At 56.4% G+C, this 22,358-nt stretch carries 27 protein-coding genes and 3 pseudogenes; 15 read left to right on the top strand and 15 right to left on the bottom strand.

The features are described 5' to 3' along the window. Positions 1-2: 2 nt before the first annotated feature. Genes QYQ99_RS23765 through QYQ99_RS23755 form a run of 3 tightly spaced genes read right to left on the bottom strand, consistent with a single transcriptional unit; the run spans position 3 to position 1,052 of the window. The gene (locus tag QYQ99_RS23765; protein WP_302090300.1) at positions 3-260 is read right to left on the bottom strand and encodes a hypothetical protein; all 258 of its coding nucleotides are present in this window, start codon (positions 258-260) and stop codon (positions 3-5) included. A 10-nt stretch (positions 261-270) separates the two neighbouring features. After that, positions 271-555 (bottom strand): hypothetical protein, encoded by a 285-nt coding sequence (locus QYQ99_RS23760; RefSeq protein ID WP_302090299.1) that lies wholly within the window; start codon positions 553-555, stop codon positions 271-273. Between the two features lie 8 nt (positions 556-563). Then, positions 564-1,052 (bottom strand): hypothetical protein, encoded by a 489-nt coding sequence (locus QYQ99_RS23755; protein WP_302090298.1) that lies wholly within the window; start codon positions 1,050-1,052, stop codon positions 564-566. Positions 1,053-1,156: 104 nt separating this feature from the next. Here QYQ99_RS23755 and QYQ99_RS23750 point away from each other — a divergent pair, with 104 nt between their 5' ends. The 3 genes from QYQ99_RS23750 to QYQ99_RS23740 all read left to right on the top strand — a co-directional run bounded on the left by QYQ99_RS23750 (position 1,157) and on the right by QYQ99_RS23740 (position 2,162). Then, positions 1,157-1,384 carry a hypothetical protein gene (locus QYQ99_RS23750; protein WP_302090297.1) on the top strand — a complete coding sequence of 76 codons (228 nt, stop codon included), beginning with the start codon at positions 1,157-1,159 and terminating at the stop codon, positions 1,382-1,384. Between the two features lie 20 nt (positions 1,385-1,404). Beyond that, entirely contained in the window at positions 1,405-1,734 is a 330-nt protein-coding gene (locus QYQ99_RS23745; RefSeq protein ID WP_302090296.1) for a phage protein GemA/Gp16 family protein, read from the top strand. Positions 1,735-1,847: 113 nt separating this feature from the next. Continuing rightward, entirely contained in the window at positions 1,848-2,162 is a 315-nt protein-coding gene (locus QYQ99_RS23740; RefSeq protein WP_302090295.1) for a hypothetical protein, read from the top strand. Positions 2,163-2,327: 165 nt separating this feature from the next. On the opposite strand, the gene QYQ99_RS23735 is transcribed toward QYQ99_RS23740, so the two are convergent. From QYQ99_RS23735 to QYQ99_RS23710, 6 genes are all read right to left on the bottom strand, one after another. Continuing rightward, on the bottom strand, positions 2,328-3,389 hold the full coding sequence (locus QYQ99_RS23735; protein WP_302090294.1) for an ArsO family NAD(P)H-dependent flavin-containing monooxygenase: 1,062 nt from the start codon (positions 3,387-3,389) through the stop codon (positions 2,328-2,330). A 59-nt stretch (positions 3,390-3,448) separates the two neighbouring features. Beyond that, on the bottom strand, positions 3,449-4,165 hold the full coding sequence (gene arsH / locus QYQ99_RS23730) for an arsenical resistance protein ArsH (RefSeq protein ID WP_302090293.1): 717 nt from the start codon (positions 4,163-4,165) through the stop codon (positions 3,449-3,451). Continuing rightward, a complete protein-coding gene (arsC, locus tag QYQ99_RS23725) occupies positions 4,152-4,583 on the bottom strand; it encodes an arsenate reductase (glutaredoxin) (protein ID WP_302090292.1) in 432 nt (143 codons plus the stop codon). Before arsC ends, arsH begins: the two co-directional genes overlap by 14 nt. Positions 4,584-4,608: 25 nt before the next feature. Beyond that, positions 4,609-5,898: an arsenic transporter gene (locus QYQ99_RS23720; RefSeq protein WP_302090291.1), complete on the bottom strand. Its 1,290-nt coding sequence runs from the start codon at positions 5,896-5,898 to the stop codon at positions 4,609-4,611. A gap of 123 nt (positions 5,899-6,021) precedes the next feature. Continuing rightward, entirely contained in the window at positions 6,022-6,528 is a 507-nt protein-coding gene (locus QYQ99_RS23715; RefSeq protein WP_302090290.1) for an arsenate reductase ArsC, read from the bottom strand. A 45-nt stretch (positions 6,529-6,573) separates the two neighbouring features. Continuing rightward, complete coding sequence (locus tag QYQ99_RS23710; RefSeq protein ID WP_302093253.1) at positions 6,574-6,897, bottom strand: ArsR/SmtB family transcription factor; 324 nt, start codon at positions 6,895-6,897, stop codon at positions 6,574-6,576. Positions 6,898-7,663: 766 nt separating this feature from the next. On the opposite strand from QYQ99_RS23710, the gene QYQ99_RS23705 reads away from it, so the two are divergent. From QYQ99_RS23705 to QYQ99_RS23685, 5 genes and pseudogenes are all read left to right on the top strand, one after another. Then, on the top strand, positions 7,664-8,338 hold the full coding sequence (locus QYQ99_RS23705) for a dihydrodipicolinate reductase C-terminal domain-containing protein (protein WP_302090289.1): 675 nt from the start codon (positions 7,664-7,666) through the stop codon (positions 8,336-8,338). 115 nt (positions 8,339-8,453) lie between these two features. Further along, positions 8,454-8,618, top strand: a pseudogene (locus QYQ99_RS23700) (IS5/IS1182 family transposase); the annotation flags it as partial. Then, a pseudogene (locus QYQ99_RS23695) lies at positions 8,611-8,937 on the top strand (IS3 family transposase); the annotation flags it as partial. The pseudogenes QYQ99_RS23700 and QYQ99_RS23695, both read left to right, overlap by 8 nt. 348 nt (positions 8,938-9,285) lie before the next feature. Then, entirely contained in the window at positions 9,286-9,777 is a 492-nt protein-coding gene (locus QYQ99_RS23690) for a GNAT family N-acetyltransferase (RefSeq protein WP_302090288.1), read from the top strand. A gap of 132 nt (positions 9,778-9,909) precedes the next feature. Next, positions 9,910-11,012: pseudogene (locus QYQ99_RS23685) on the top strand (IS30 family transposase). 78 nt (positions 11,013-11,090) lie between these two features. Here QYQ99_RS23685 and QYQ99_RS23680 read toward each other — a convergent pair. Then, positions 11,091-11,231 (bottom strand): hypothetical protein, encoded by a 141-nt coding sequence (locus QYQ99_RS23680; RefSeq protein WP_302090287.1) that lies wholly within the window; start codon positions 11,229-11,231, stop codon positions 11,091-11,093. Positions 11,232-11,572: 341 nt separating this feature from the next. Between QYQ99_RS23680 and QYQ99_RS23675 the strand changes: the two genes are divergently transcribed. After that, entirely contained in the window at positions 11,573-12,400 is an 828-nt protein-coding gene (locus tag QYQ99_RS23675; RefSeq protein ID WP_302090286.1) for an AlpA family phage regulatory protein, read from the top strand. A 139-nt stretch (positions 12,401-12,539) separates the two neighbouring features. On the opposite strand, the gene QYQ99_RS23670 is transcribed toward QYQ99_RS23675, so the two are convergent. Continuing rightward, entirely contained in the window at positions 12,540-13,304 is a 765-nt protein-coding gene (locus QYQ99_RS23670) for a response regulator transcription factor (RefSeq protein ID WP_302090285.1), read from the bottom strand. A 523-nt stretch (positions 13,305-13,827) separates the two neighbouring features. Between QYQ99_RS23670 and QYQ99_RS23665 the strand changes: the two genes are divergently transcribed. The 4 genes from QYQ99_RS23665 (at position 13,828) to QYQ99_RS23650 (ending at position 16,823) form a co-directional block, all read left to right on the top strand. Continuing rightward, on the top strand, positions 13,828-14,511 hold the full coding sequence (locus QYQ99_RS23665; RefSeq protein WP_302090284.1) for a hypothetical protein: 684 nt from the start codon (positions 13,828-13,830) through the stop codon (positions 14,509-14,511). A gap of 375 nt (positions 14,512-14,886) precedes the next feature. After that, positions 14,887-15,324 (top strand): hypothetical protein, encoded by a 438-nt coding sequence (locus QYQ99_RS23660; protein WP_302090283.1) that lies wholly within the window; start codon positions 14,887-14,889, stop codon positions 15,322-15,324. Between the two features lie 30 nt (positions 15,325-15,354). After that, on the top strand, positions 15,355-15,687 hold the full coding sequence (locus QYQ99_RS23655; RefSeq protein WP_302090282.1) for a hypothetical protein: 333 nt from the start codon (positions 15,355-15,357) through the stop codon (positions 15,685-15,687). A 566-nt stretch (positions 15,688-16,253) separates the two neighbouring features. Further along, on the top strand, positions 16,254-16,823 hold the full coding sequence (locus tag QYQ99_RS23650; protein WP_302090281.1) for an SMI1/KNR4 family protein: 570 nt from the start codon (positions 16,254-16,256) through the stop codon (positions 16,821-16,823). Positions 16,824-17,025: 202 nt separating this feature from the next. Here the strand turns inward: QYQ99_RS23650 and QYQ99_RS23645 are convergent, their stop codons facing one another. From QYQ99_RS23645 to xseA, 3 genes are all read right to left on the bottom strand, one after another. Beyond that, a complete protein-coding gene (locus tag QYQ99_RS23645) occupies positions 17,026-17,244 on the bottom strand; it encodes a hypothetical protein (RefSeq protein ID WP_302090280.1) in 219 nt (72 codons plus the stop codon). A 325-nt stretch (positions 17,245-17,569) separates the two neighbouring features. Further along, positions 17,570-18,157, bottom strand: coding sequence for a superoxide dismutase (locus QYQ99_RS23640; protein ID WP_302090279.1), 588 nt, complete (start codon positions 18,155-18,157; stop codon positions 17,570-17,572). A 326-nt stretch (positions 18,158-18,483) separates the two neighbouring features. Continuing rightward, complete coding sequence (xseA, locus tag QYQ99_RS23635) at positions 18,484-19,830, bottom strand: exodeoxyribonuclease VII large subunit (RefSeq protein ID WP_302090278.1); 1,347 nt, start codon at positions 19,828-19,830, stop codon at positions 18,484-18,486. A gap of 441 nt (positions 19,831-20,271) precedes the next feature. Between xseA and QYQ99_RS23630 the strand changes: the two genes are divergently transcribed. Both QYQ99_RS23630 and QYQ99_RS23625 read left to right on the top strand, forming a co-directional pair. Next, positions 20,272-20,904 (top strand): MotA/TolQ/ExbB proton channel family protein, encoded by a 633-nt coding sequence (locus tag QYQ99_RS23630; protein ID WP_302090277.1) that lies wholly within the window; start codon positions 20,272-20,274, stop codon positions 20,902-20,904. Positions 20,905-20,923: 19 nt separating this feature from the next. Continuing rightward, positions 20,924-21,355 carry an ExbD/TolR family protein gene (locus QYQ99_RS23625; protein ID WP_302090276.1) on the top strand — a complete coding sequence of 144 codons (432 nt, stop codon included), beginning with the start codon at positions 20,924-20,926 and terminating at the stop codon, positions 21,353-21,355. 82 nt (positions 21,356-21,437) lie between these two features. On the opposite strand, the gene QYQ99_RS23620 is transcribed toward QYQ99_RS23625, so the two are convergent. Next, positions 21,438-22,358 (bottom strand): Dyp-type peroxidase, encoded by a 921-nt coding sequence (locus tag QYQ99_RS23620; protein WP_302090275.1) that lies wholly within the window; start codon positions 22,356-22,358, stop codon positions 21,438-21,440.

The following is a 22,358-nucleotide window of genomic DNA, read 5'->3' as shown; positions in this document are numbered from 1 at the left end:
TTTTACTTGTTGCCCCAACAGCATCTCAAGGTCTGGCAACTACACCACCCCTTCTGTATAGGTGAGGCCTGGAGCCTCGCCCTCAATCTCTCCACCACGCACAAACACGCGCTGGTCAGCTTGAGCCGGGCCTCGCACCTGCAGGCGTCCTCCACCTGCAGATCGATCGTCGCGATCCCGTTGACCACAAATGCCACCGTGCCCACCAGCAAAGGCTTGGGCGACTGCAGCTCCATGAACTGCTTGTAGAGGTTAGGCATGGGTTTCTACCTACAGCGTCTGATGCAGCTTGGGGGCGGCCCAACTGACAGCGGTTGAACGCACGATGCCTTGAACCTTCTCATTGCCGCGATAACGGACAAACTGCCCCGGCAGGATCACGCCGGTCTCGGGCAGTACCTGCATGGATAGTGAAACCAGCGCCTGGCGGCCCGTGTCGGCAAGCTCAGCCAGGCCTCGCTGTCTATGCACCGTGGAGTCCGTAATCAAGGCATGCGTGACCTGGGGCGCAATCAGATCGCCAGCGGTTCCGGCCCGAGTGATGGGCCCAAACACACCCGCGCTCATGCCACCGACAAACACCCGGTTGTAGTCGGGCTTGTCCAGGATTTCGTGCCTTCGACCTCTGGCGCTGCCTCTGGGATCTCAAAATCCGGCACCACATCACACCAATGCCAAGGTGCGGCGGGGTACTTGGGCAGGATGCGCAACACCTGGTCGGTGTTATGGGGCCGCACATAGCCGCCAGCCGCCGCCGCGATATCGTTGATGGCATCCATATAGCTGCCCTGTAGAGCCCAGGCTCCGGCAGGCACTTGCCAGTCCTCCAACTGCCAGTCGATCCCCCAGCCAATGGAGACGCCGTTGACCTTGAGCACTTGGGCAGCCAGTTGCTGGGCCGTCAACGTCTGATTCGGGCTGCCGAAAGAGATGGACTTTGCCAAAGGCTCTGCCAGGACTGCGGCAAGGCCGCGCCCGGAGACTGACCAGCGCTCCTGAGGCAAGAATCTGCGGTCGCGGCTGGTGCGCTCCATGCGCAGCTTGAACGCCACGCCATTGACGTTGGCCAGGAACTGCGCAGGGTCGCTATCCGCTTTTACAAGCGCAATGAAGCCACCGGCGCTTATGGCGCCATCAACCTGGATCTGGCTGCCGCATGACGACTACCCGCTTTGCTTCTACCGCCGATGTCGCTCACTCCGTGTGCACCAGCGAGGGCGCGCAGTCGTTGCCTCTGGTGCAGACCACCAGGATCGTGGACTTCACCCTGCGCACGGTCATCGGTCTGAACTGCCAGAACGGCAACACCCTGGACATCAATCTCGGAAACGGCCATGTCTTGAGCTGCAGCATCAAGAAAGCCATCGGCCCTACGGACGTTTAAAGGAGGCGGCATGACCCGCTTTGTTGCTCACCTCTCCTTTTGCTGCAAAAGATCAGCGCCGCCGTGAGCTGGGCCACATCCATCAGGGGCGCACGGCCCTTGGCTGGACGGAGGATGACTACCGCTTCCACCTGGTCGAAATCACGGGGGCGGCCAGCTCTGCGGATCTGGACGCAGCGGGTCGTGCCAGGGTACTGCCTCACATGGCCCGGCTGGGCTTCCAGCCCAAGTCCAGCAACTTCATGCCCTTTGGTCAGCCCGAGAAGATCAAGTGGCTCTGGAAGAAGCTCGATGAGGCAGGCGGTCTGCGCGACGGCAGTCCTGCCGCCCTACTCGCCGTTGTGGCCTGAACCATTGGCACTGAGGTGTCTGATGTGAAGTTTCTGCCAACCGCCCAGGCCAGCACGGTCATTGAGGCACTGAAGTCCATGCTGGACCGAGCCAAGCGTCAGGCACAGGTGAAATGACCCAGACTTTTACCGTTCCCATCGACCTGCTGCCGCCCCTACTGCAAGAGTTTGAGCGCCTAGTAGGTCTGCAGGCCACCATGGCGCTGATTCAGAAATGGGGTGGGCTGCGGGTGTACTTTCCAACGCTAGAGCGAGCCACCGAAGATCACCCCTATGCCGCAGTGATTGGCATTGACGCGCTTTTAAAGCTGGCGGGGGAATATGGAGGACTGCCTCATTTTCAACTGCCAAAAGCGGAAAGAGCGCTCCAGGCCGTGCGCAATGCGCGGATTGCAGCAGAGTACGCGACCAACAAGACAGCTCGGTAGATCGCTGCCGAGTATGGTCTCACGGAAGGTCAGGTCGTTAGGATCGTTGCCATGCTGGACGTATCCGCTCCACCAGACAGACGACAAAAGGCCCTGTTCTAAACCCCGCACCTTCCCCCAAAAAAGCCCAGCCTGCCAAAGACTGGGCTTTTTTCTTGAAGTCGCTCAATTGGTCACTGCAGACAGAAACTGCTCAATCTCTAAGGCGCTGCTGCGTGCCGTACGCATGACACCAATGAGTGTGGCCGACGCAGGCCCGGTCCACTCCCCGTAGCCCACAAGCCATAAACCAGGGACGCTACGCACCTTTGTGCCGTCTACCGCGACTCTGAATTCGTTGACAACGCCAAGAGTCTCCAGAGGCTGCAACGCTGACCTGAAGCCGGTACACCAGATGATCGCGTCGAAGGGCTTGGTACTTCCGTCGCCCCATTGAGCCCCGTCCGCCGTGAGCTTCTCAAATGAGCCGACAGAATGCAGCACGCCGCGCTGGCGTGCGTCAAGGACAGGGGGGACCATCACGATATCGCCAAAGCCACCTGGCAGGCTCTCTGGATCTTTACCCTCCTGTAGGGCCTGCCAGCGTGCCGTAGCCCTCTCGAAGAGTACTCGCCCATCGACCTCGTCCGGTAAAAAGGCTGGAGGCTCCAGCGTGACCCAGGTCGTAGACTGCGCAACAAGCGAGACCTCCGCCAGGATCTGTGCGCCAGAGTTTCCTCCACCGACCACCATCACCCTCTTTCCTTTGAAGGGCTCAGGTGATACGTACTGAGCTGAGTGCAACTGTGGTCCCTTGAAGGACGTCAAACCTTCAGCGTTGGGGACAAAGGGATTTCGCCATGTTCCCGTGGCCAATACAACTGCACGCGAATGCCAGGTTCTCGCTCCAGCATTGACCTGGAAGCCTTGCTCAGTGGGCTCAATACCCGTAACACGAACCGGCCTCTCGATCTTGAGTTCATAGCGTTGTTCGTACTTGCGAAGATAGTCGACCACATGGTCACGACCTGGATACTGCTCACCTGAAGGAGGCATCGGCCATCCCGCGATGGAACTCCACGAGGCGGGAGAAAAAAGCCTCAGCGAACCCCATCCATGCTGCCAGGCTCCACCACCAGCCTCCTCGGCATCCAGCAGCAACACTGACAGATTGGTTCGGCGCAGGAAATACGCCACCGATAGGCCTGCCTGACCCGCTCCAACAATGATTACGTCATGGAAAGACATGGTTTAGTTCCTATCACTGCCACTCCCCCTGCACTAGCAATAAGTGCAATGTGGATCGCTTAAATGCTGCGTTGGTTGACCCGTTTGGACAGTTCTTCAGCACTTTCACGGCGCTCGCTATAGCGATCCACCAGGTAGTCCGAACAGTCTCGCGTCAGCAGCGTGAACTTGACCAGCTCTTCCATCACATCCACCACCCTCTCGTAATACGAAGAGGGCTTCATCCGGCCAGCCTCATCGAACTCGGCAAATGCCTTGGCAACGGACGACTGATTCGGGATAGTGATCATGCGCATCCAGCGACCTAACACACGCATCTGGTTGACCGCATTGAACGACTGCGAGCCGCCAGAGACTTGCATCACTGCCAGTGTCTTGCCTTGCGTCGGTCGCACGGCACCAGCGGACAAAGGAATCCAGTCTATCTGCGCTTTGAGGATGCTGCTCATCGCGCCATGACGCTCAGGGGACGTCCAGACCATACCCTCGGCCCACACAGCCAGCTCACGCAGTTCCTTGACCTTTGGGTGATCGTCAGGGGCACCATCGGGCTGAGGCAGGTCACGCGGATCGAAGATCCTGGTCTCGGCCCCCATCTTGCGCAGCAGGCGCGCGGCTTCTTCGGTCAACAGGCGGCTATAGGAGCGGTCACGAACCGAGCCATACAGCAGCAGAATTCGCGGCGCGTGCGTCGCACGCTGTGCGGGCAAAAGGCCTTCCAAGCTGGGCTTTTCAAAGACTTGTTCGTCGAGATTCGGTAGATCAGCGCTTGCCAATTCGGTTTCCTTTCGAGTCAATAACGGTTTCGCCGTCCTCCTTGGAAAAGGCAGCCTGTTGCGGCTGAGGGAGGATGTCCAGCACGGCTTCCGAGGGACGGCACAAGCGGGTTCCCAGGGGGGTGACCACTATCGGCCTATTAATCAGGATGGGGTGCTGGAGCATGAAATCAATCAACTGCTCGTCCGTCCATTTGGGATCACCCAGCCCGAGCTCCTCATAGGGTGTGCCTTTTTGGCGCAACACTTCGCGCACGGGCATGCCCATGGCTTGGATCAGGCCCACCAGGGTGGCGCGATCAGGAGGCGTCTTGAGGTACTCAATGACCTTAGGCTCTTCCCCGCTGTTGCGGATCAGGGCCAGAACATTGCGAGAGGTACCGCAAGCAGGGTTGTGGTAAATCGTGATGTCGCTCATAGCGCTAGATTTCCGTTGGAAAGGTTCATGACGTCACGCTGAGCCGCAAGGCCAGCGCTGCAAGTGTGATGAGCAGCACGGGCATGGTTAGCACTGCACCAACTTTGAAGTAGTAGCCCCAGCCAATGGTTGTGCCCTTCTTGGCGAGCACATGCAGCCAAAGGAGCGTGGCCAGGCTGCCAATCGGCGTGATCTTGGGGCCGAGATCGCAGCCAATCACATTGGCGTAGACCATGGCCTCCTTGACCGCACCGCTGGCCGTGGATGCATCGATGGACAGTGCTCCGATCAAGACCGTGGGCATGTTGTTCATGATGGAAGACAGCACCGCAGACAGCACGCCCGTGCCCAGCGATGCGGTCCACACGCCACCGGCTGCAAACTGATTCAGCAACATGGCGATGTAGTCCGTGAGGCCCGCGTTGCGCAGCCCGTAGACCACCAGATACATACCCAGCGAGAACACCACGATCTGCCACGGAGCGCCATGGAGCACCTTCCTGGTGCTGATGACATGGCCACGCGCAGCCACCGCCAGCAAGATAGCGGCCCCCACAGCGGCCACAGCACTGACAGGGACGCCCAGAGGCTCCAGCGCGAAGAAGCCGACCAGAAGCAAGACCAGCACGACCCAGCCAGCCTGGAAGGTGGCCACATCCTTGATCGCAGCCGACGGCTGTTTGAGCTGGGCCACGTCGTAGGTGGCAGGAATATCGCGGCGGAAAAACAGCAGCAGCACACCGAGGCTGGCCAGGACCGAGGCGATGTTGACCGGCACCATCACCGATGCGTAGTCGTTGAAGCCGATCTTGAAAAAGTCAGCGGAGACGATATTCACCAGATTGGAGACGATCAGCGGCAGGCTTGCAGTGTCGGCAATAAAACCGGCAGCCATGACAAACGCCAGCGTGGCTGCCGGAGAAAAGCCCAGCGCCACCAACATGGCCATCACGATGGGCGTGAGAATCAGCGCGGCTCCGTCATTGGCAAACAGGGCCGAAACGGCGGCACCTAGCAGCACGATGAAAGCAAACAGCTTGACTCCGCTGCCGCCACCCCAGCGGGCAAAGTGCAATGCAGCCCACTCGAAGAAACCGGCTTCATCCAGCAAAAGGCTGATGATGATGACGGCGACAAAGGTCGCCGTGGCATTCCAGACGATATGCCAGACCACCGGAATATCAGCTAAGTGCACGACTCCCAGCAGCAGCGCGATACCGGCCCCAATAGAGGCGCTCCAGCCAATGCCAAGACCGCGTGGCTGCCAGATAACCAGCGTCAGAGTGAAGATGAAAATCAGGATGGCCGTCAACATGACGTATAGGTCCTAGAAAAAGCTATGAGTCAGCATCAATGCCGCCCACAACGCGAGGACGTCAGTGAAGCTTGGTGCTGCAATCCAGACTCGGTATCTGGATCGCAATTGAACTATCGGTCTTCAGTGCGAAGAGAGTTCACGTGCCGTGGACTGCAACACAGCCTGCTCCAGCTTGTGCGCCGGGAGGTTCACCAATAGCTCCAGGCGGCGATGAATCATGTGCATCGTCTGTCGGAAGGCTTCGAGCTTTGCTTCGTCAGAGGCTTCGCCTTCCGAGGGGTCCGAGTAGCCCCAATGCGCTGTGGCTGGATGACCAGGCCAGAACGGACAGACTTCACCAGCGGCGTTGTCGCACACGGTGATGATCAGATCCATGCGCGGCGCGCCAAGCACGGCAAATTCATCCCAGCTCTTGCTGCGCAAACCATCCACAGAGACGCCGGCCTTTTGCAGCACTTGCAATCCCAGCGGATTGGGTTGCTGATTCTCTCGGGGGCTGCTGCCTGCCGAATAGGCTTTAAAACGGCCTTGGCCCATATCGTTGAGCAAGGCCTCGGCCAAGATGCTGCGTGCCGAGTTGTGAGTGCACAGGAACAAGACGTTCAGGGGAGCTTTGTTGTCAGACATGGTTTTAGCAGCGGACTTAGGGATAGAAAAAGGTCGCAGCGACGCTTAGCACTGGCATGACGCAGCAGCGTCATTGGTACAAACCGCGCCCTGGCAGCAGTTCTCCGTGAGATATGCCAACAAATCGTTCATCACGGGGAAGGCCGCGCGGTAGAGCACATTTCGGCCCTGCCGCTCCTGACTGACCAGGTCGGCATGAAAAAGCTCTTTCAAATGAAAGGACAGCGCGTTCGGCGCGATGCCTAGCTGCTCAGCTAACGCACTAGGTGTCAGGCCCTCGGGACCGGCCACCACAAGGGCGCGAAATACGCGCAATCGGGCCTCATGGGCCAAAGCGGAGAGTGAGCGGATGACGTTTGCTTCTTGCATGACCCCATAATACATCAACTGTTGAATTATTGTTTTAATGACCATGAGAACGTCCCAGGTGTCATCGCGAGGTCATCAGGCAACGCCGAATGCACGCCCAAGTTGATACAAGTTGGGCGTGCTCCCCCTGAGTTTGAGGGGGGAGCTCCAACCTGTTGAATAAACAGAGAAATGTGAACTTGGGCGCAGAGCACCGCCCAACTTCCGAGCGCCCAACTTAAAGCGGTGAGGTACAGATGCTTTAAACAGCTGACCGATGGTCGCAACCCCTCGTGAAGTCAAGAAAAGGCCCGAGCGTCGCGCGAACTGGCATATCCCACGCAAGGCCCACTTTGGCCGTTTGCTGCGCCCTAGAAGTCCACTTGGTGCCAAAGTGGGCGAGCCACTTCAGACTCCGAAAATCGCTTGTAAGTCCGCATCAACATTACCGAACCCAAAATTTTCCATAGCCGTCGCCTGTGCCAAAACAAGCACTCCCCCACTTTTGTGAGTTGCGTTGCGCGGCCTATGGCACAAATTTGCGCGATCTTTGGCACAAAGTAGCACAGGCTTTGTCACCAAGGCTGACAACTTGGCAAGGGACAGCACCACAAATGTGTTGTTTTGACGCCAACAGACCGAGCGAGCTCCGGCGATAAATGTATCGGCCAGTGGACTTTTCGGCCTACAGCAGCGGCAGGAGGCGACCCCCTTGCGGTCATTCGGGGCATCATTTTCACGATACGATGCAGTACATCAATAGTGCTTGAACGGGTAGATCTATTTCATGCAAGTCTTTGTGGCCGGTACAGGAAAACTTGGTTCTGAATTGTTGAAATCTCTCACTTCTAAAGAGGGACAGGCAATTCTTCCCTGGCATAGCGAGCCGATTTCGAATGAAAAGAGCATCGTTATTCATGCGGGCTCTGGACGTGAGTTGCAAACAATTTCCACTTTCTGCTCCCGCACATCCTCCGTACTGATTGAACTGTCCACGGGTTCCGCAATTGAGTCCGTTGATGTCTGCTTTCCAGTTGTGCTATGCCCAAACACCAACATCCTCATGCTTAAATTTATGCATATGTTGGAATGCTCAGGCAGCTTGTTCAGCGGCTATGACATAAAGCTAACGGAATCCCACCAAGCATCTAAGAAGTCTGTTCCAGGCACTGCTGTTTCTATAGCCAACGCATTGAACATTCCTTTAGACAAGATTGCTTCAGTTCGTGATACAGCGATCCAAAAAGATGAGTTAAACATTCACGAAGAGCATCTGGGTCGGCATGCCCTTCATCAAATCAGAATCAATGACGGCTCGTGCCAAATCGAGATGGAATCGAGAGTAGTTGGCGACTCTCCATACGTTCATGGCGTACAGCAAATCGTAAGTGCAGTGATAGGACAAAAGCTACTAAATCAGATTTACTCGATTACTGATTTCATCGAAAAGCGATGGCTCTGAACAAGCTCAGTCACGAGCTTTCGACAACCGCTTCTAGCCGAGGCTGTGTAAAAACGCTTGGTTCGACAATTTTCAAAAATTAAAATCAAAACACCCGGTTTTAGCGAAGTGACCCATGAAGCGATTCATCGAAGGCCAGACCCGCGAGCAAGTGACCTTGCTGCCCGAGTGTCTCGATGACTTTGTGGGTGCAGACAATCCGGTGCGCATTGTCGATGCATTCGTTGAAGAACTGGACCTGCTCTCGCTGGGCTTTGATGGGTCAACACCCGCAGCCACAGAAACCAGTCATGGCGCCTTCAGATCAGGCCTGTCAGTTCACCGGGCACGAGTGGCAGACGTTCCTGCGGGAGCACAACTTGGTTAGCAGCATGAGCAGGCGAGGCAACGTCCACGACAACGCCGTGGTCGAAAGCTTCTTCCAATTGCTCAAACGTGAGCGCATCCGCCGGCAGGTCTATGCGACCCGCAGCGATGCGCGAGCCGATGTATTCAACTATATCGAGATGATCTATAACCTCAAGCGGCGTCACTGCACCGCCGGCGGCACTTCGCCGGTGGAGTTCGAGAGACGCTATTCCCAACGGCTCAAAAGTGTCTCGGGAATCCGGGTCGATTCAAGCGAGTGCTTTGCATTCTTGGGTTTGAGAGAACAATGGCCGCGATGCGTCTGGTGGGCGGATGAGCCCTTTTTACGCGGTGAAATTAGAGCAAAAAAGGCCTGAATGCCCGATTGGGCGGGTTCAGATCGTTCTTGGCTGGAAAAGTCTTCGACATCCTGAAATACGGGGACTCTGTCGATTCATTGGCTGAGATGTTGATGAAGTTTTTGAGTTTCCACACAGCCTCGACCCTAAGCTGCCGGTCAGATACAGGCAAAGCGTTCAGCAATCACCGCTTTGATATGCTTTGCATCTGATTGATAGACGACCAGATATAGGTTAAGCATGATTTTGGAATTTAAGCGACTCACTGAAGTTGACCTAGCTGACATCATTTCTCTGAACAACAATCCTGATGTGCTACGGCAAATGCCGCTTGGAAGTGCAAATTTCGACCTAGTGAAAGCAAATGAATGGGTTCAACAAAAAGATGCCCAGTGGCAGCAACACGGCTATGGGCCATGGGCGTTTGTAATTGATCAGCACTTTGCTGGCTGGGGTGGATTGCAGTATGAGGAAGGTGATGCTGACCTAGCTTTGGTGCTCCATCCTCAGTTTTGGGGGAATGGGAAAGCCATTTATCTAGAGATTGTGAAACGTGCATTCACTAGCTTGGGACTGGACTCCTTCACAATTTTGCTTCCCCCCTCAAGAACTAGAATTAAAGGGATTTTCAGACTGGGATTTCAGCCAGATGGTGAACTAGACATTGAAGGTGTTCGCTTTCTGCGATTTCGCCTGTACGCATCTAGCAAACCCGTTCGACTAGATAGTTGAGCAGAGAGTCTGCCTACTGGGCTGCCCTTGTCGACTGACCGAATTTGGCCGATCTGCGACTGTCGCTGTTCGACTGTGGATTCAACTGGTCAATGCAACACAATGACCGCCACTGGCGCAAGGAGTGTTGGCATGAAGCAAAGACCGCGGATTTACTACACCGAAGCTCAGAAGGCACTGATGTGGGAGCGCTGGAAAGCTGGCGATACCCTGCACGAGATCGGCAAGCTGTTTAACCGACCGCACACCTCCATTCACGCCATCCTGAGTTTGACGGGCGGCATTCGGCCACCTGCGAGACGCCGATCTCGTTTGGCGCTGTCTCTGGGCGAGCGCGAGGAGATATCGCGCAGCTTGGCCGCAGGTGAATCCATCCGCTGCGTTGCCAGGCGCTTGAAGCGAGCAGCATCCACCATCAGCCGAGAACTCCTACGCAATGGCGGCAAAACCTGCTACCGAGCTACAAAAGCAGATGAGGCAGCCTGGGGGCGGGCACGTCGCCCAAAGATGTGCAAGTTGGCCTGCAATCCTGCGTTGGCACAGATCGTGGCGGGTAAATTGCAGAGTCAATGGTCACCTGAGCAAATAGCAGGATGTCTCAAACGAACTTACCCGGGCGCAAAGGATATGCAGGTGTCTCACGAAGCCATCTATCGCACGCTCTTCGCCCAAACACGCGGAGCCTTGAAGAAAGAGCTTCTGGAGCATTTGCGGCGCACCAGAGGAATGCGTCGCTCACGCCATTACACCCAGAAGACGCCGATCCATGGCCGGATCTGCCCATTAGCGAGCGCCCAGCCTGCATAGAGGATCGAGCAGTGCCGGGCCATTGGGAGGGCGATCTGTTGTTTGGCGATGACTACAGCTAGATTGCAACTTTGGTGGAGCGGCACACGCGCTACGTGATGCTGGTCAAGCTGGTTGACAAAGACTCCTACACCGTCGCTGCGGCGCTGGCCAGGCATGCGCAGACCTTGCCGCAAGAGCTCTATCGTTCCTTGACCTGGGATCGAGGATCGGAAATGGCGGGGCACAAACGATTCACTGTGGCCACCGACATCCAGGTCTACTTCTGCGATCCACAAAACCCATGGCAGCGCGGAACGAACGAGAACACCAATGGGCTACTCAGGCAGTACCTACCCAAGGGCATCGACATCTCTGGCTACTCGCAAGATGAATTGGATGCGATTGCAAGAAAATTAAACGAGCGGCCCAGAAAGACCTTGGGGTAAAGAACCCCGGCGGAGATGTTTAACGAATGCGTTGCATCGATCGATTGAATCCAGAGCGACTACAGTCGGCCATTCCCCCTAAAACAGCCCCGCTAGCTCCTCACTCCTGGCCCAGCTATAAATCACCAGCTCACCACGCTCCACCCGGTTCGCACCACCGCCGACCGTGTAGTCCAGTTTCAAAGTCTTTAAAGCATTCCCAGACAGCAGGATGGTCATTGATGCTGATGACGGCTTTGCCTTTGATTTCCTTGACCTTTCTTGCCATCAGCTCGTACTGCTCCAGCCGCAGTGTGCTTCCGAGTGACTGCTGCATTGAGTGCATTGGTGCGGCTCTGCGCTAGGCAGACCCGGCAGTCATCTGCACCGCCCCGAAGCGGTCAGACGTGACGGGGCAAGAGATGAAGGCTTGATTAGGCCACACCTCACAGAAATACAAATCGTTCGCATTCGACATTAAATTCAGGGTCTCACCTACATTAATAGCCTTTGCCAATGATCAATACTTATTACATCGGCTAACTACATCACACATTGAACGTTCGAGTTCCAGAGGCCATATGTCTAGCGAGAGCACCTCACGCTTCAACAAGCATGTCATCTCTATGGATGAGGTGTTGGAGCGTACGGCGTTATCAAGATCGATGCTCTACAAGCTCTTGCGGCAGGACAAGTTCCCTCATCCCACGCCGATGAGCAACAGAAGCGTTGGCTGGTTCGAAGTGGATATTGAAAACTGGCTGCAGACTAAAACAGCAACTCGCCAAGCCAATCTCACACTCCCTCTCATCTACATGGCGGGCCAAATGGGTACAGCTGAAGGCAATAGGAAGCAGGACAGCGATATCCACTGCTGGCGAATCTTCGACGTCTCCAAGTCCAATACTCTCGGTGAACCCGGAGCTGAAGACATACTGATCTCACCGCCGCAAGAAATGGTCTTTCATGGAACGCGCACGAGGTTCATGTACTCAGGGCCGTGGAAAGCCCAGGAAACCCGCCATGGATACATGCACGAAGCCACTTCTGCTTCGCTCGATAAGACCCGGAACGCCACATATCGTGGTGCTCTTCAAGGCATTTCACGGGCGGATGTCGTTGTGGCGTATCTAGAAGACCTGCAGGCCTATGGAACCTTGGTTGAAGTCGGCTACGCACGAGCGGCCGGCAAGAGAGTGATTGTGATTACTTCGCCTGCACTCCATAAGCCACCGCTTAACAACGGCTGGGGCAGAGGTCTATGGGTTGCTATCCGGGCTGCCGACCGACATATCGAGCTGCCCGATCAACCTGGCAGCACGTCAGAAGACCACTGGCGACTGGCACATGCACACGCGGCAATGACGATTGCCGAGTGGTATCCGAACACGGTGGTCAATATCTCTTAACACCTTGCCCTGCGCTACGTGAGCAGAGGCTTTTAGTCACGGCTGATTTCATTCGGCCGAGACCTCACAGATCAGTTCGGCACACTCGTTGAATGTCTCAAACAAGCCTTGCCGCTCAACGATTTGATCGTTGATTAACTTAAATGATGCCTTTCATTACCGCATACCTAACGGCCTGAGCCCTGGTCCTGACCTGCATCTTCCGATAGATATTTTTTACATGCGTTGATACAGTCAACGCACTGATTTTCATGTAATCCCCAATCTCATGGGTTCTTTTTCCTTGAGCAATCAATCGTAAGACTTCTTTTTCCCGATCGGTCAGCTTCTCGAGTTTCTTATGGTCAATAGGACTTTCCTCGAATTCAGAGTACTTAAATATTTTTGGAAGAATTTTCTTCGCAACAGTCGGAGATATGGAGGCGCCACCATTAGCCACTTCCAGAACAGCCTGCGAATAACTTCCAAACCATGAACTTTTTAACAAGTATCCCACAACACCTTTCTTGAAAGCATCTATAGCAGTTTCTTCTTTTTCACTGAAGGAAATAGCGATGCTCAACACGTTGGGCATTCTCAATTGGACCAACTCCAGCAAATCTGCCCCTTGTCCTTCGCTAAGAGACAAGTCAACGAGAAGCACATCGAACTCCTCCGCCAAGATGCCCTTGCGCGCTTCTCGGTAGCTGGAAGCCTGCCCGACCAGGATCGTCCGGGGGTCACGCATAAGCTCCTGCGCAATCACGCTCCTGATGTGCCTGTCTTCATCTGCTAAAAAAACCCGAACTGGTTGGTTCTTCTGACCTTTCATGTCGGATGGCCACGTGTACCCCAGAACAGAGGAGGTGACTTCAGTGCTGCCTGCATCAAGGTACGGTCCCTTGGGCGAGTCGGAGAGGTACATGTGACACCCGTCTGTGTATTGAAAAGTGAGAAAAACCTCCTGAAAAATAAAATTGACGCTGGTAAAAATCTATTGAAAATCAATAAGGAATAAGATAGTTAATAATTTTACATTTATTCACGCAATAACTAGGTATTTATTTCAGAATCACTATGAAAAATAGATAAAAACCCTCTACTTTCGAGACACAAGAAGAAAATCTAATTGAATTAAAGATTACTTTTTCTAACACTGTAGGAATTTTCCAACAAACGCTATTTATTCAATAGCGCACCATCTATAGAAAACAAGGCTCAAAGCATATTTTTTGTTGATTTTATTTGGCAGAAAATATTTTCAAACAGGGTATTACTGTTTATCAGACATTTTTTGAAACTGCACCTACCGAAATCATGTTTTGGAAAGTAACCAAAGAATCCAGAGCTTGAAGACGGTTAAAACTGGCCCTTGCTTAATACCTAGCACTGGTCTCTAGCTCACATAGTCTCAGTTGTCTTTGAACTCGCTACTTAAAGGAATGATCATGAAAAAGTCTCTGATTGCCATGGCGGTTATTGCGTTGACTGGTGTTGCCTCTGCTGCAGTGAGCAGCTCAAGCATTGCGGCAACAAACACGACGTCGAGCGCATCTTCTGGCACGGTGTCGGGTGCGGCCAGCTCGGGCAACGGTGCCGCGCTGAGTTCAAATAGTGCCACCTCTGGTGCGACTTCCAATGCCAATGCTGCTGGTGGCGGCTTCGCTATTGGTCCTTTCGGTGCCGGTGGTGCAACTGCCGGTGGTAGCGCAACGACCTTCGGTAACGTGAAGAGCCTTTCGGCAACCTCGGGCAACGCAGTTGCCGGTGGTGGCGCAGCGACCAATGCCAACGCTGGTTCTGCAGCGGCAGCGGGTTATAACGCGGGCCCCGTCAGCGGAAGCGCTGGTGGCGCAGCCACTTCGCACACCGGCAACGTCGTCGCAACCGGCGCGGGCCCTGGCGGCGGACTGTCTTATGTGAACAGCAATGCTGGCACCACATCTGGCTACAACGCCACATCGGGAGCCGTTTCCTCACCTTGGGGCGCACTGACCAACACCACATCCAACGCAGGCTCTGTGGGTACCGTCCACCAAAATGCCGGCTCCTGGGGTAACGCTGGCTACTTCTCCAACGGTGGTGGCACCTCCGGTACTGCCGGTGCGGGCTCTGCTGCCAATGCCAACTAAGGAAGCTGTCCCTGGATAGCTGTGTTTGTCCCGGGCCTGGCTGACCAGGCTCGGGCGACATAGGAGCCAAGCATGAAACTCTCAATAGCTCTGTTAAGTCTTTGCGTTCCTTTGTGCAGTTATGCGCAAAGTGCCGACAGCAGCGCGCAAAGCTCCTCTAATTCCTCTTCCGTAGGAGCACAACAGAATCAGTCTGTCACCATTGTCAATCCGGTTGCTGCTCCGGCGGAAAGTCGATCTGTATCCACGATGGATAGCAGATCCACTTCAACTTCCGATCAAAAAATAACAACAACCGGAACGACCACGCAGAACCTGAACAACACGGTGTCCGGGACGTCCAAAAACATTGTGGAGTACACAGGTACTTACACCATGAAGAACGTTCCCAGTGTGAACGGGCCCAACCTCACGACCAGCAATGACACCTGCATGGGCAGCAGCAGCGGCAGTGCCAACGGCCCTGGCTTTGGCGTGAGCTTCGGCACCACCTGGACGGACGAGCATTGCAAGCGCCTGAAAATGAGCCGTGAGCTCTGGAACAAGGGCATGAAGGCCGCCTCGCTGGCAATGGACTGCATGGATCCCGCCGCTCGCGTGGCACTGGAGATCACGGGCTCGAAATGCCCGCAATCCATGACTGCAGACGAGCGCCGCAACAACTACGGCCCGGATGCGTCGGCACAAGGCAGCCCGAATCCTGCTGCACCTCCCTCAGAGGCTCAGTCAAGCTTTGCACCTGAAGTCACTCGCCCCACGGCTATCACCTCTGTGACGGATGATTCGCGTACGGCACAGCTGTATGAAAACTAGCAGGAGTGATTCCTAATCTAGGAGGCCGCTATGGGCAAGACTCTAGCTCTTTTAGCGATGGCACTATGTTGCGCCTCGACATTGGCTGCGCCCGACTCCAGGGCCATCAATGAACCGTTGAGCATTCAGCGTCAGATCTTCGGAAGTGGTGAGCAAGGCGCGACTGGATCGCAGCAAGCCGAGCCAGTGGGGGACTATGGTGTCTGGCATGTGCCGCAGTACCTGCCTGGCTATCCGACTGCAGCAACGATATGGCCTCGCGCTATCCCTGTGAAATGCAAGGACAGGCAGTGCGAAGGCTATGTGATTACCCCGCAGATGGGGCCGGGTGAGTACCTGTTTTTCGTGCCTACAAGTGAATAGGCTGGTCAAAAGCGAACAGGGCTAAAGCACTTCATTGGCGCTGACAGCAACTCACCTAACAAGGGCGGGATTCATCCCGCCCTTGTTGATTTGCCAGAGCGAAGACAACGATCCTTGTTTTAAAGATCGGATACATCACTTTTAAAGATACTCACCCCTCAATGAGCTGGGCACTTTACTTTGAGATGTACCTTAAAAAGCCAAATTTTCACTTCCAACGCTTCGCGAGGTCGGAAGTTTGGAAATCTGAGAAAAATTCATGTATCCGTTTGATTTTACAAGATATTTATAGGTTGAAGGCAAACCGCCCTCCAACCTCATGCCTTCCATCCTTGCAGAAGAGAGAGAGAGAGAGCGTCTGTGTTGGCTTGTGGATTCAACGGGCCAAAGCAACACCATGGCTGCCTCTGGCGCAAGGAGTGCTGGCATGAAGTAAAGACTGCGGATTCACTACACTGAGAATCTAAAGAGCCACACTGTGTATCCAGACAGTCACTCCCCAACACCCGCTGCCAGCCCGACTTCGCTGTCCAACTCTCTTACCTCGGAGTACTGCGCCTGCCGCCATGACACCTGACCAATATCTTGCGCATTTGCAGGCTGTGTATGCCGCATTCCAGCTAAGCTTTCACCCCATGCCGCCGGCCAGCGAACAGGATCTGGCAGCTTTGGCTGCCGCGCTGGGGCCTCTGGATACCGATCTGGCCGCATTCTGGCGCCTGACTGCAGGCAGCAGCGCCGACAGCACCCAGCCCCTGTTTCAGCGGCCAGGCTTTGTGGATGCACTGGACCTTCTCACGCCACCGCAGGCCATCGCCCTGGCACTGCGCATGGAAAATCGGGCCCAGCGCATGTGGGATCTGGCCGGCCCCGCATCCCAGGACCCTCGTCTGAGCGGACGTTGGTGGCACGCCGGCTGGCAGCCGTTTGCCAGCTTCTATGGCGACATCGTGCTAATGGCCGATCATCATCCCGGTCCTGAAGGACAGCGCGGCCAGATCATTGCCTATGTGCACGACCCCGACCAGATCTGCTGGATTGCCCCCAGCTTCTCAGCCTATCTTCAAGCGGCCGCTGACTCGATTGACGATGACAGGGAAGAATTTTTGAATGGACCGCTGGACGAGCAGGAATAAGCGGAGCTCCTGGCTACGCCCCGGCCTCAAGGCAGTAGCTGGACAGCGTGGCCGAGCCCATGAAGGTCTCTTCAAAGTAAACGCGGCGGGCCTGGTCTTGCTCGCCCCCCCCACGACCACCACCATCAACGGCAGCAGATGCTCCTCTGATGAGAACTCCCTCGTCACGCAACAGAGCCAGCGCACGGCCCACGGCCAGGTGTTATGCAGCGTTCACCCTGCCTGCCAGCTCAGGCGATCCGGGCGCACGGTAATGCAGGTTATAGGTGTGCGGTGGAAAGCCGCCGTAGTCATAAAGCATGCCATGTTGGGCGGCACTCTGCGCGGTGAAAACCGCCTCTTCCCAGTGGGCGGAGATCAGCGACACGGCCCTGGGCCTGCGCACCAGTTGGCGCGGAATATTGCGCAAACCCTCTGCCATAAGCGCATGTCAGTCGTGCATCTCGGGCACCCAGGGCCAGGGGCCCGCGCCATGACAGAGAAAGTACACTGGCATGCGAGCGCCTGCCTCCATTAGCCCGGAAGCCGCCTGACTGTTCAGGCTTTCACGCTCCTCCATGCCAGTGTCACCCATGCATCAATAGGCCATCGAAAAACATAGCTGCCTGCGCTTTCCCAATCAAAACTGGAGACCTAAAAATCCTCATTCCTAGCAGACAGGCATAAAAAAACCTCCTTGTGGAGGTTTTTTACCAACGATCAGGTCCGAGCCGTGCAGCTGCAGACCTGATGCCGTATTGCCGTGATCAGGCAGCGAAGTTGGCTTCTGCGAACTTCCAGTTCACCAGCTTTTCCAGGAAGGTTTCGACAAACTTGGGACGCAGGTTGCGGTAATCGATGTAGTAAGCGTGTTCCCACACGTCCACGGTCAGCAGCGCCTTGTCAGCGGTGGTCAGGGGGGTGCCGGCAGCACCCATGTTGACGATGTCCACGGAACCGTCGGCCTTCTTCACCAGCCAGGTCCAGCCGGAACCGAAGTTGCCGGCAGCGGAAGCCACGAAAGCCTTCTTGAACTCGGCGTAGGAGCCCCACTTCTTGTTGATGGCATCAGCCAGAGCGCCGGAGGGTTCTGCTCCGCCGTTGGGGGTCATGCAGTTCCAGAAGAAAGTGTGGTTCCAGATCTGAGCAGCGTTGTTGTAGATGCCGCCGGAAGACTTCTTGACGACTTCCTCCAGATCCATATTTTCGAATTCGGTGCCCTTTTGCAGGTTGTTCAGGTTCACCACATAGGCGTTATGGTGCTTGCCATGGTGGAATTCCAGGGTTTCCTGGCTGTAACCGAACGGAGCCAGTGCGTCGATAGCGTATGGCAGGGGGGGCAGAGTGCGTTCCATGATGGTTTTCCTCGTGGTTGAAATTTTTTGGGGCCGTCCAGTGCCAAGGCGTCTGAGCGGTGGCCGCTGTGCCGACCGGGGGCGACTAGCACATTGCTGTACTACAGATGTCAAGTATTGCACTAACCGAACCATTGTAGAAAGAACTGAGGGGCTGCGCGCCACTCATCAGGACTATTGCGCATGCAGCCAAAAGCATGCGCTCACAGCTTACAGCGCATGAATACTGGCCCCCGCTGCATTGCCTGCGCTGATTGCAAAAGAGTTCTGATGAAGACCCCGGTTAGCATGCGGGTGTTTTGCGGCCAGCTTGTGGCTGGCGAGCATCAAAGCAGACGCGGCTGAGTGACCACCACATCCACCGCCCCGTCCGACAACTGAGCCTTCAGCGCCGCTCCCGGCACGGCCTGCCTGACCTGGGTCACAGCCCTTCCCTGCTCATCCGTCAGCAAGGCATAGCCTCGCTGCAGCACCAGGCGCGGGTCCAGCAACTGCAAGCGCAGGTCGATACGATCAAGCGCTTGCAGTTGCTGCTCCAGATTGCGCTGGAAGATATTGGGAAGATTGACCTGTAGCGCTTGCTGGTTCTGCGCAAGCCGCTGTAGTTTCAAGAGCATGGCATGACGCAGGCGCTGCGCCTGACGGCTGAGCTGCAGCTGGTTGCGCGCCAACTGCTCGCTGGGCCGGCCCAGGCGCTGGGCCGCGATATCCAGGCGTTGGGCTTGGCGATCCAGCACACGCTGCACGGCATTGTCCAGGCGGTCCTGCATCAGACCCAGAGTCCCCAGCCAGACCTCGCGCGGCTGGGCAACCAGCTCGGCCGCAGCCGTGGGCGTCGGGGCACGCAGGTCGGCGCAAAAATCGGCAATGGTGAAGTCGGTTTCGTGACCCACGCCGCTGATCAGCGGCACCGGGCTTTGGACAATGGTGCGCGCCAGCTGTTCGTCGTTGAAGGCCCACAGGTCTTCCAGCGAGCCGCCACCGCGCACCAGCAAGATGGTGTCAATCACCGGCTGCCGTGCGGAATCACCACGCAAATCGCCACTTTCCTCTTGCCCCTCTTGCGCCAGGCGATACAGTTTCAATAGCGCCTGCACAAGCGATTGCGGCGCCTGGAGCCCCTGTACCAGGGCGGGAACAATTACCACCGGAATATGCGGCACGCGGCGGCGCAGCGCCGTCACCACATCGTGCAAGGCGGCCGCCCCCAAGGACGTGACCAGGCCGATGCCGCGTGGCAAGGGTGGCAGCGATCGCTTGCGCGCAGAGTCGAACAGGCCCTCGGACTCCAGCTGGGCCTTGAGGCGAAGAAACTGCTCGAACAAGGCCCCCTGCCCGGCTCGCTGCATGCTCTCCACCACCAGTTGCAGATCGCCACGCTGCTCGTAGACGCCTAGACGCCCTCTGACTTCGACCAGCTCGCCATCACGCGGCGAGAAACCAACCTGCTCGGCCGCACGACGGAACATGGCGCAGCGAATCTGCCCGCTCGCGTCCTTGAGGTTGAAATAGCAATGCCCGCTGGCAGCGCGCGAAAAGCCGCTGAGCTCGCCGCGCACCGCCACCGGATTGAAGCGCGCCTGCAAGGCATCGCCAATGGCGTGGCATAGCGCGCCAATTTCCCACACATGCGGCGTGGCTGCTGGGTTTGGACGTTCAAACAGTGAATTCATGCGGTGTCAGCGAGGTCTTACGCGTGCCGGATTCTCCACAGATGTCGGCGTCCAGCCTTGTCGGCGACAAAGCCAGAAAAATCCTAAACAGCACATGAAGAACATCATCTATCTTATTGATTTAAAACAACTTATAAAGCTTCACACAGGTGTCAAACTCGTAACAAGCCTTTAGAGCGAAGCAGATAACTTCCCGGCACAGCAACTAGATCACAAAGTTATCCACAGATTTTTGTGCTATACGCGAAAGCATTCGAAAAGAAACGCAAGCTCTTTGGGCCTGCTCTGCCGCTCCAAGCTCCATTCGCTTCAAGCGCTGCCTCGCGATCGTGCTGCGCTGAGTCATGCCGGCTGCATGAGGCCTGTAAAAACGGGTCGCGGCGGCACGGCAGTGGGTCATAATCATCGGTTGCAATTTCTGAACGACGAGGGAGAGCAACGTTGCTGTCGATCATACAAGCCGCAGGATGGCCTATCTGGCCTTTGATTGCCTGCTCGATTCTGGCCCTGGCCCTGATTTTTGAGCGCTTTGCCTCGCTGAAAGCCAGCAAGGTCGCGCCGACCAATCTGCTCAATGAAGCGATTTCGGTCTCCACCAAGAACCTGCCCAGTGCCGAAACCACCCAGCAACTGGCCCAAAGCTCAGTATTGGGAGAGGTTCTGGCCACTGGTCTTCGCACCCGCCAGGCACATCCCGAAAGCAGCGAAGAAGAGCTGCGCTCGGCCATGGAAGGCGCGGGCCGCGCCGCCGCCCACAAGCTGGAAAAGTATCTGAGCGCCCTGGCCACCATCGCCTCGGCGGCGCCGCTGCTGGGCCTTCTGGGCACGGTGATCGGCATGATCGAGATTTTCGGCTCCCAGCCCGGAGCCAGCTCCGGCGCCGGCAACCCCGCCCAGCTCGCCCATGGCATCTCGATTGCGCTCTACAACACGGCGTTCGGCCTGATGGTGGCCATCCCGTCGCTGATCTTCTGGCGCTATTTCCGCGCCCGTGTGGACGGCTATCTGCTGGGAATGGAACTGGCGTCCGAGCAGTTCGTGCGCCATCTGGGCCGCCTCAAGCCTGCCAAGTAAGAAGCGGAACACATCCACCATGAACTTCCGTCCTCGTCACCGCGATGAGCCCGAGATCAATCTGATCGCCTTCATCGACGTGCTGCTGGTGGTGCTGATCTTTTTGATGCTCTCCACCACTTACAGCAAGTTCACCGAGCTGCAGCTGACCCTGCCCGTGGCAGACGCCGAGCAGCAACGCGACCGCCCCAAGGAAATCATCGTCGGCGTCTCTGCCGACGGTCGTTACTCCGTCAACAAGCAAGGCGTGGATGACCGCAGCGTCTCCTCTGTTGCAGCCGCCCTGTCCGGTGCGGCAACAGCGGGCAATGACAGCGTGGTCATCATCAGTGCCGATGCCAACTCCCCGCACCAGTCGGTGGTGACCGTCATGGAAGCGGCCCGCCACGCGGGACTGTCGCAAATCACGTTTGCCACCCAGACCTCGGCCAGCGCAGGCAAGGCCAACTAGGAGGCCCTCGTCATTGCCTTTTGGTGATGACGCCACATGAAAAACGGGCCAGATGGCCCGTTTTTCTTTGCCCGGCCATTTCTCAGGCCTGGAGACCCAGCGCCGTCAGATCCAGCGTGCCGCCGCAAACCGGCGGGCACCAGAAATAGCATCCTGTCAACGGCTTGGAAAAGCGGAACAGTCCATCGCTGATGCCGTCATCCATGCCCAGCATGCGGCGCATTTGAGCCTCGAAAGCGTCAAAGCTGCAACCAAAGGCAGAGAACATCAAACCGCTGCGATCACTGCCCTGCGGGCTGACGCTCCACCAGGGCATGGAGCGTCGCACCACAAAGGCTTCCGGCTCAAAGCTCTCCTGCGCCGTGCGCTTGACATGGGCCGACTCAGGGGCATCGTCCAGCTCCTCGTTGTCGCTGCGACGGCGACCCACGGCATGGTCCTGCTCCGTGGTGCTCATGCAGCCAAAAGCCGAGTAGTCATGTTCCCACTGCTGCAAGGCCCAGTAGCTGCAGCCGTCCAGACCTGCACCCAGCTCTGCAGCAATGCCGGCGACCACGGCCTCATCGTCCTCGGGGTTCTCAGTGCCGTCTTCATAGCCGGTCAGGTCGCGGCCATGGCCGTTGTCCGAGCGCTGGTGCACAAAGGCATCCACGATGTGATCGAGCTTGAAGCCCGGTGCCAGCAAATTGGTCAGCTTGGTCGTCAGGGCGATCAGCTCACCGCGCTGATCGCCGCGCAGCCACAGGCACAGCGCATAAGGTGTGCTGGGTGCTTCGAGCTGTGGGCCCTTGAGGTGCGGGAACTCGCGCATCAGCGGCAGTTTCTTGTCCAGTTGCTGCAGCACCTGCATGCCCAGGCCCGCTACGACCTGCTGACCGTCAACACTGGTCTGCAATTTCTTCAGACTGTTCTGCAGATCTGCACCTGTACCAGCCAGGGTGAAAAAAACATAACGCCCCTGCTCAGGAAGAGACGCCAGAATGCCTGCTTGTGCTTTTGTCAT

This window comes from Comamonas testosteroni, from assembly GCF_030505195.1.
GTDB classification, from domain to species: Bacteria; Pseudomonadota; Gammaproteobacteria; order Burkholderiales; family Burkholderiaceae_C; genus Comamonas; species Comamonas testosteroni_G.
Note: the sequence above shows the minus strand (reverse complement) of the source record. Positions and strands in the feature narration are given on the sequence as shown.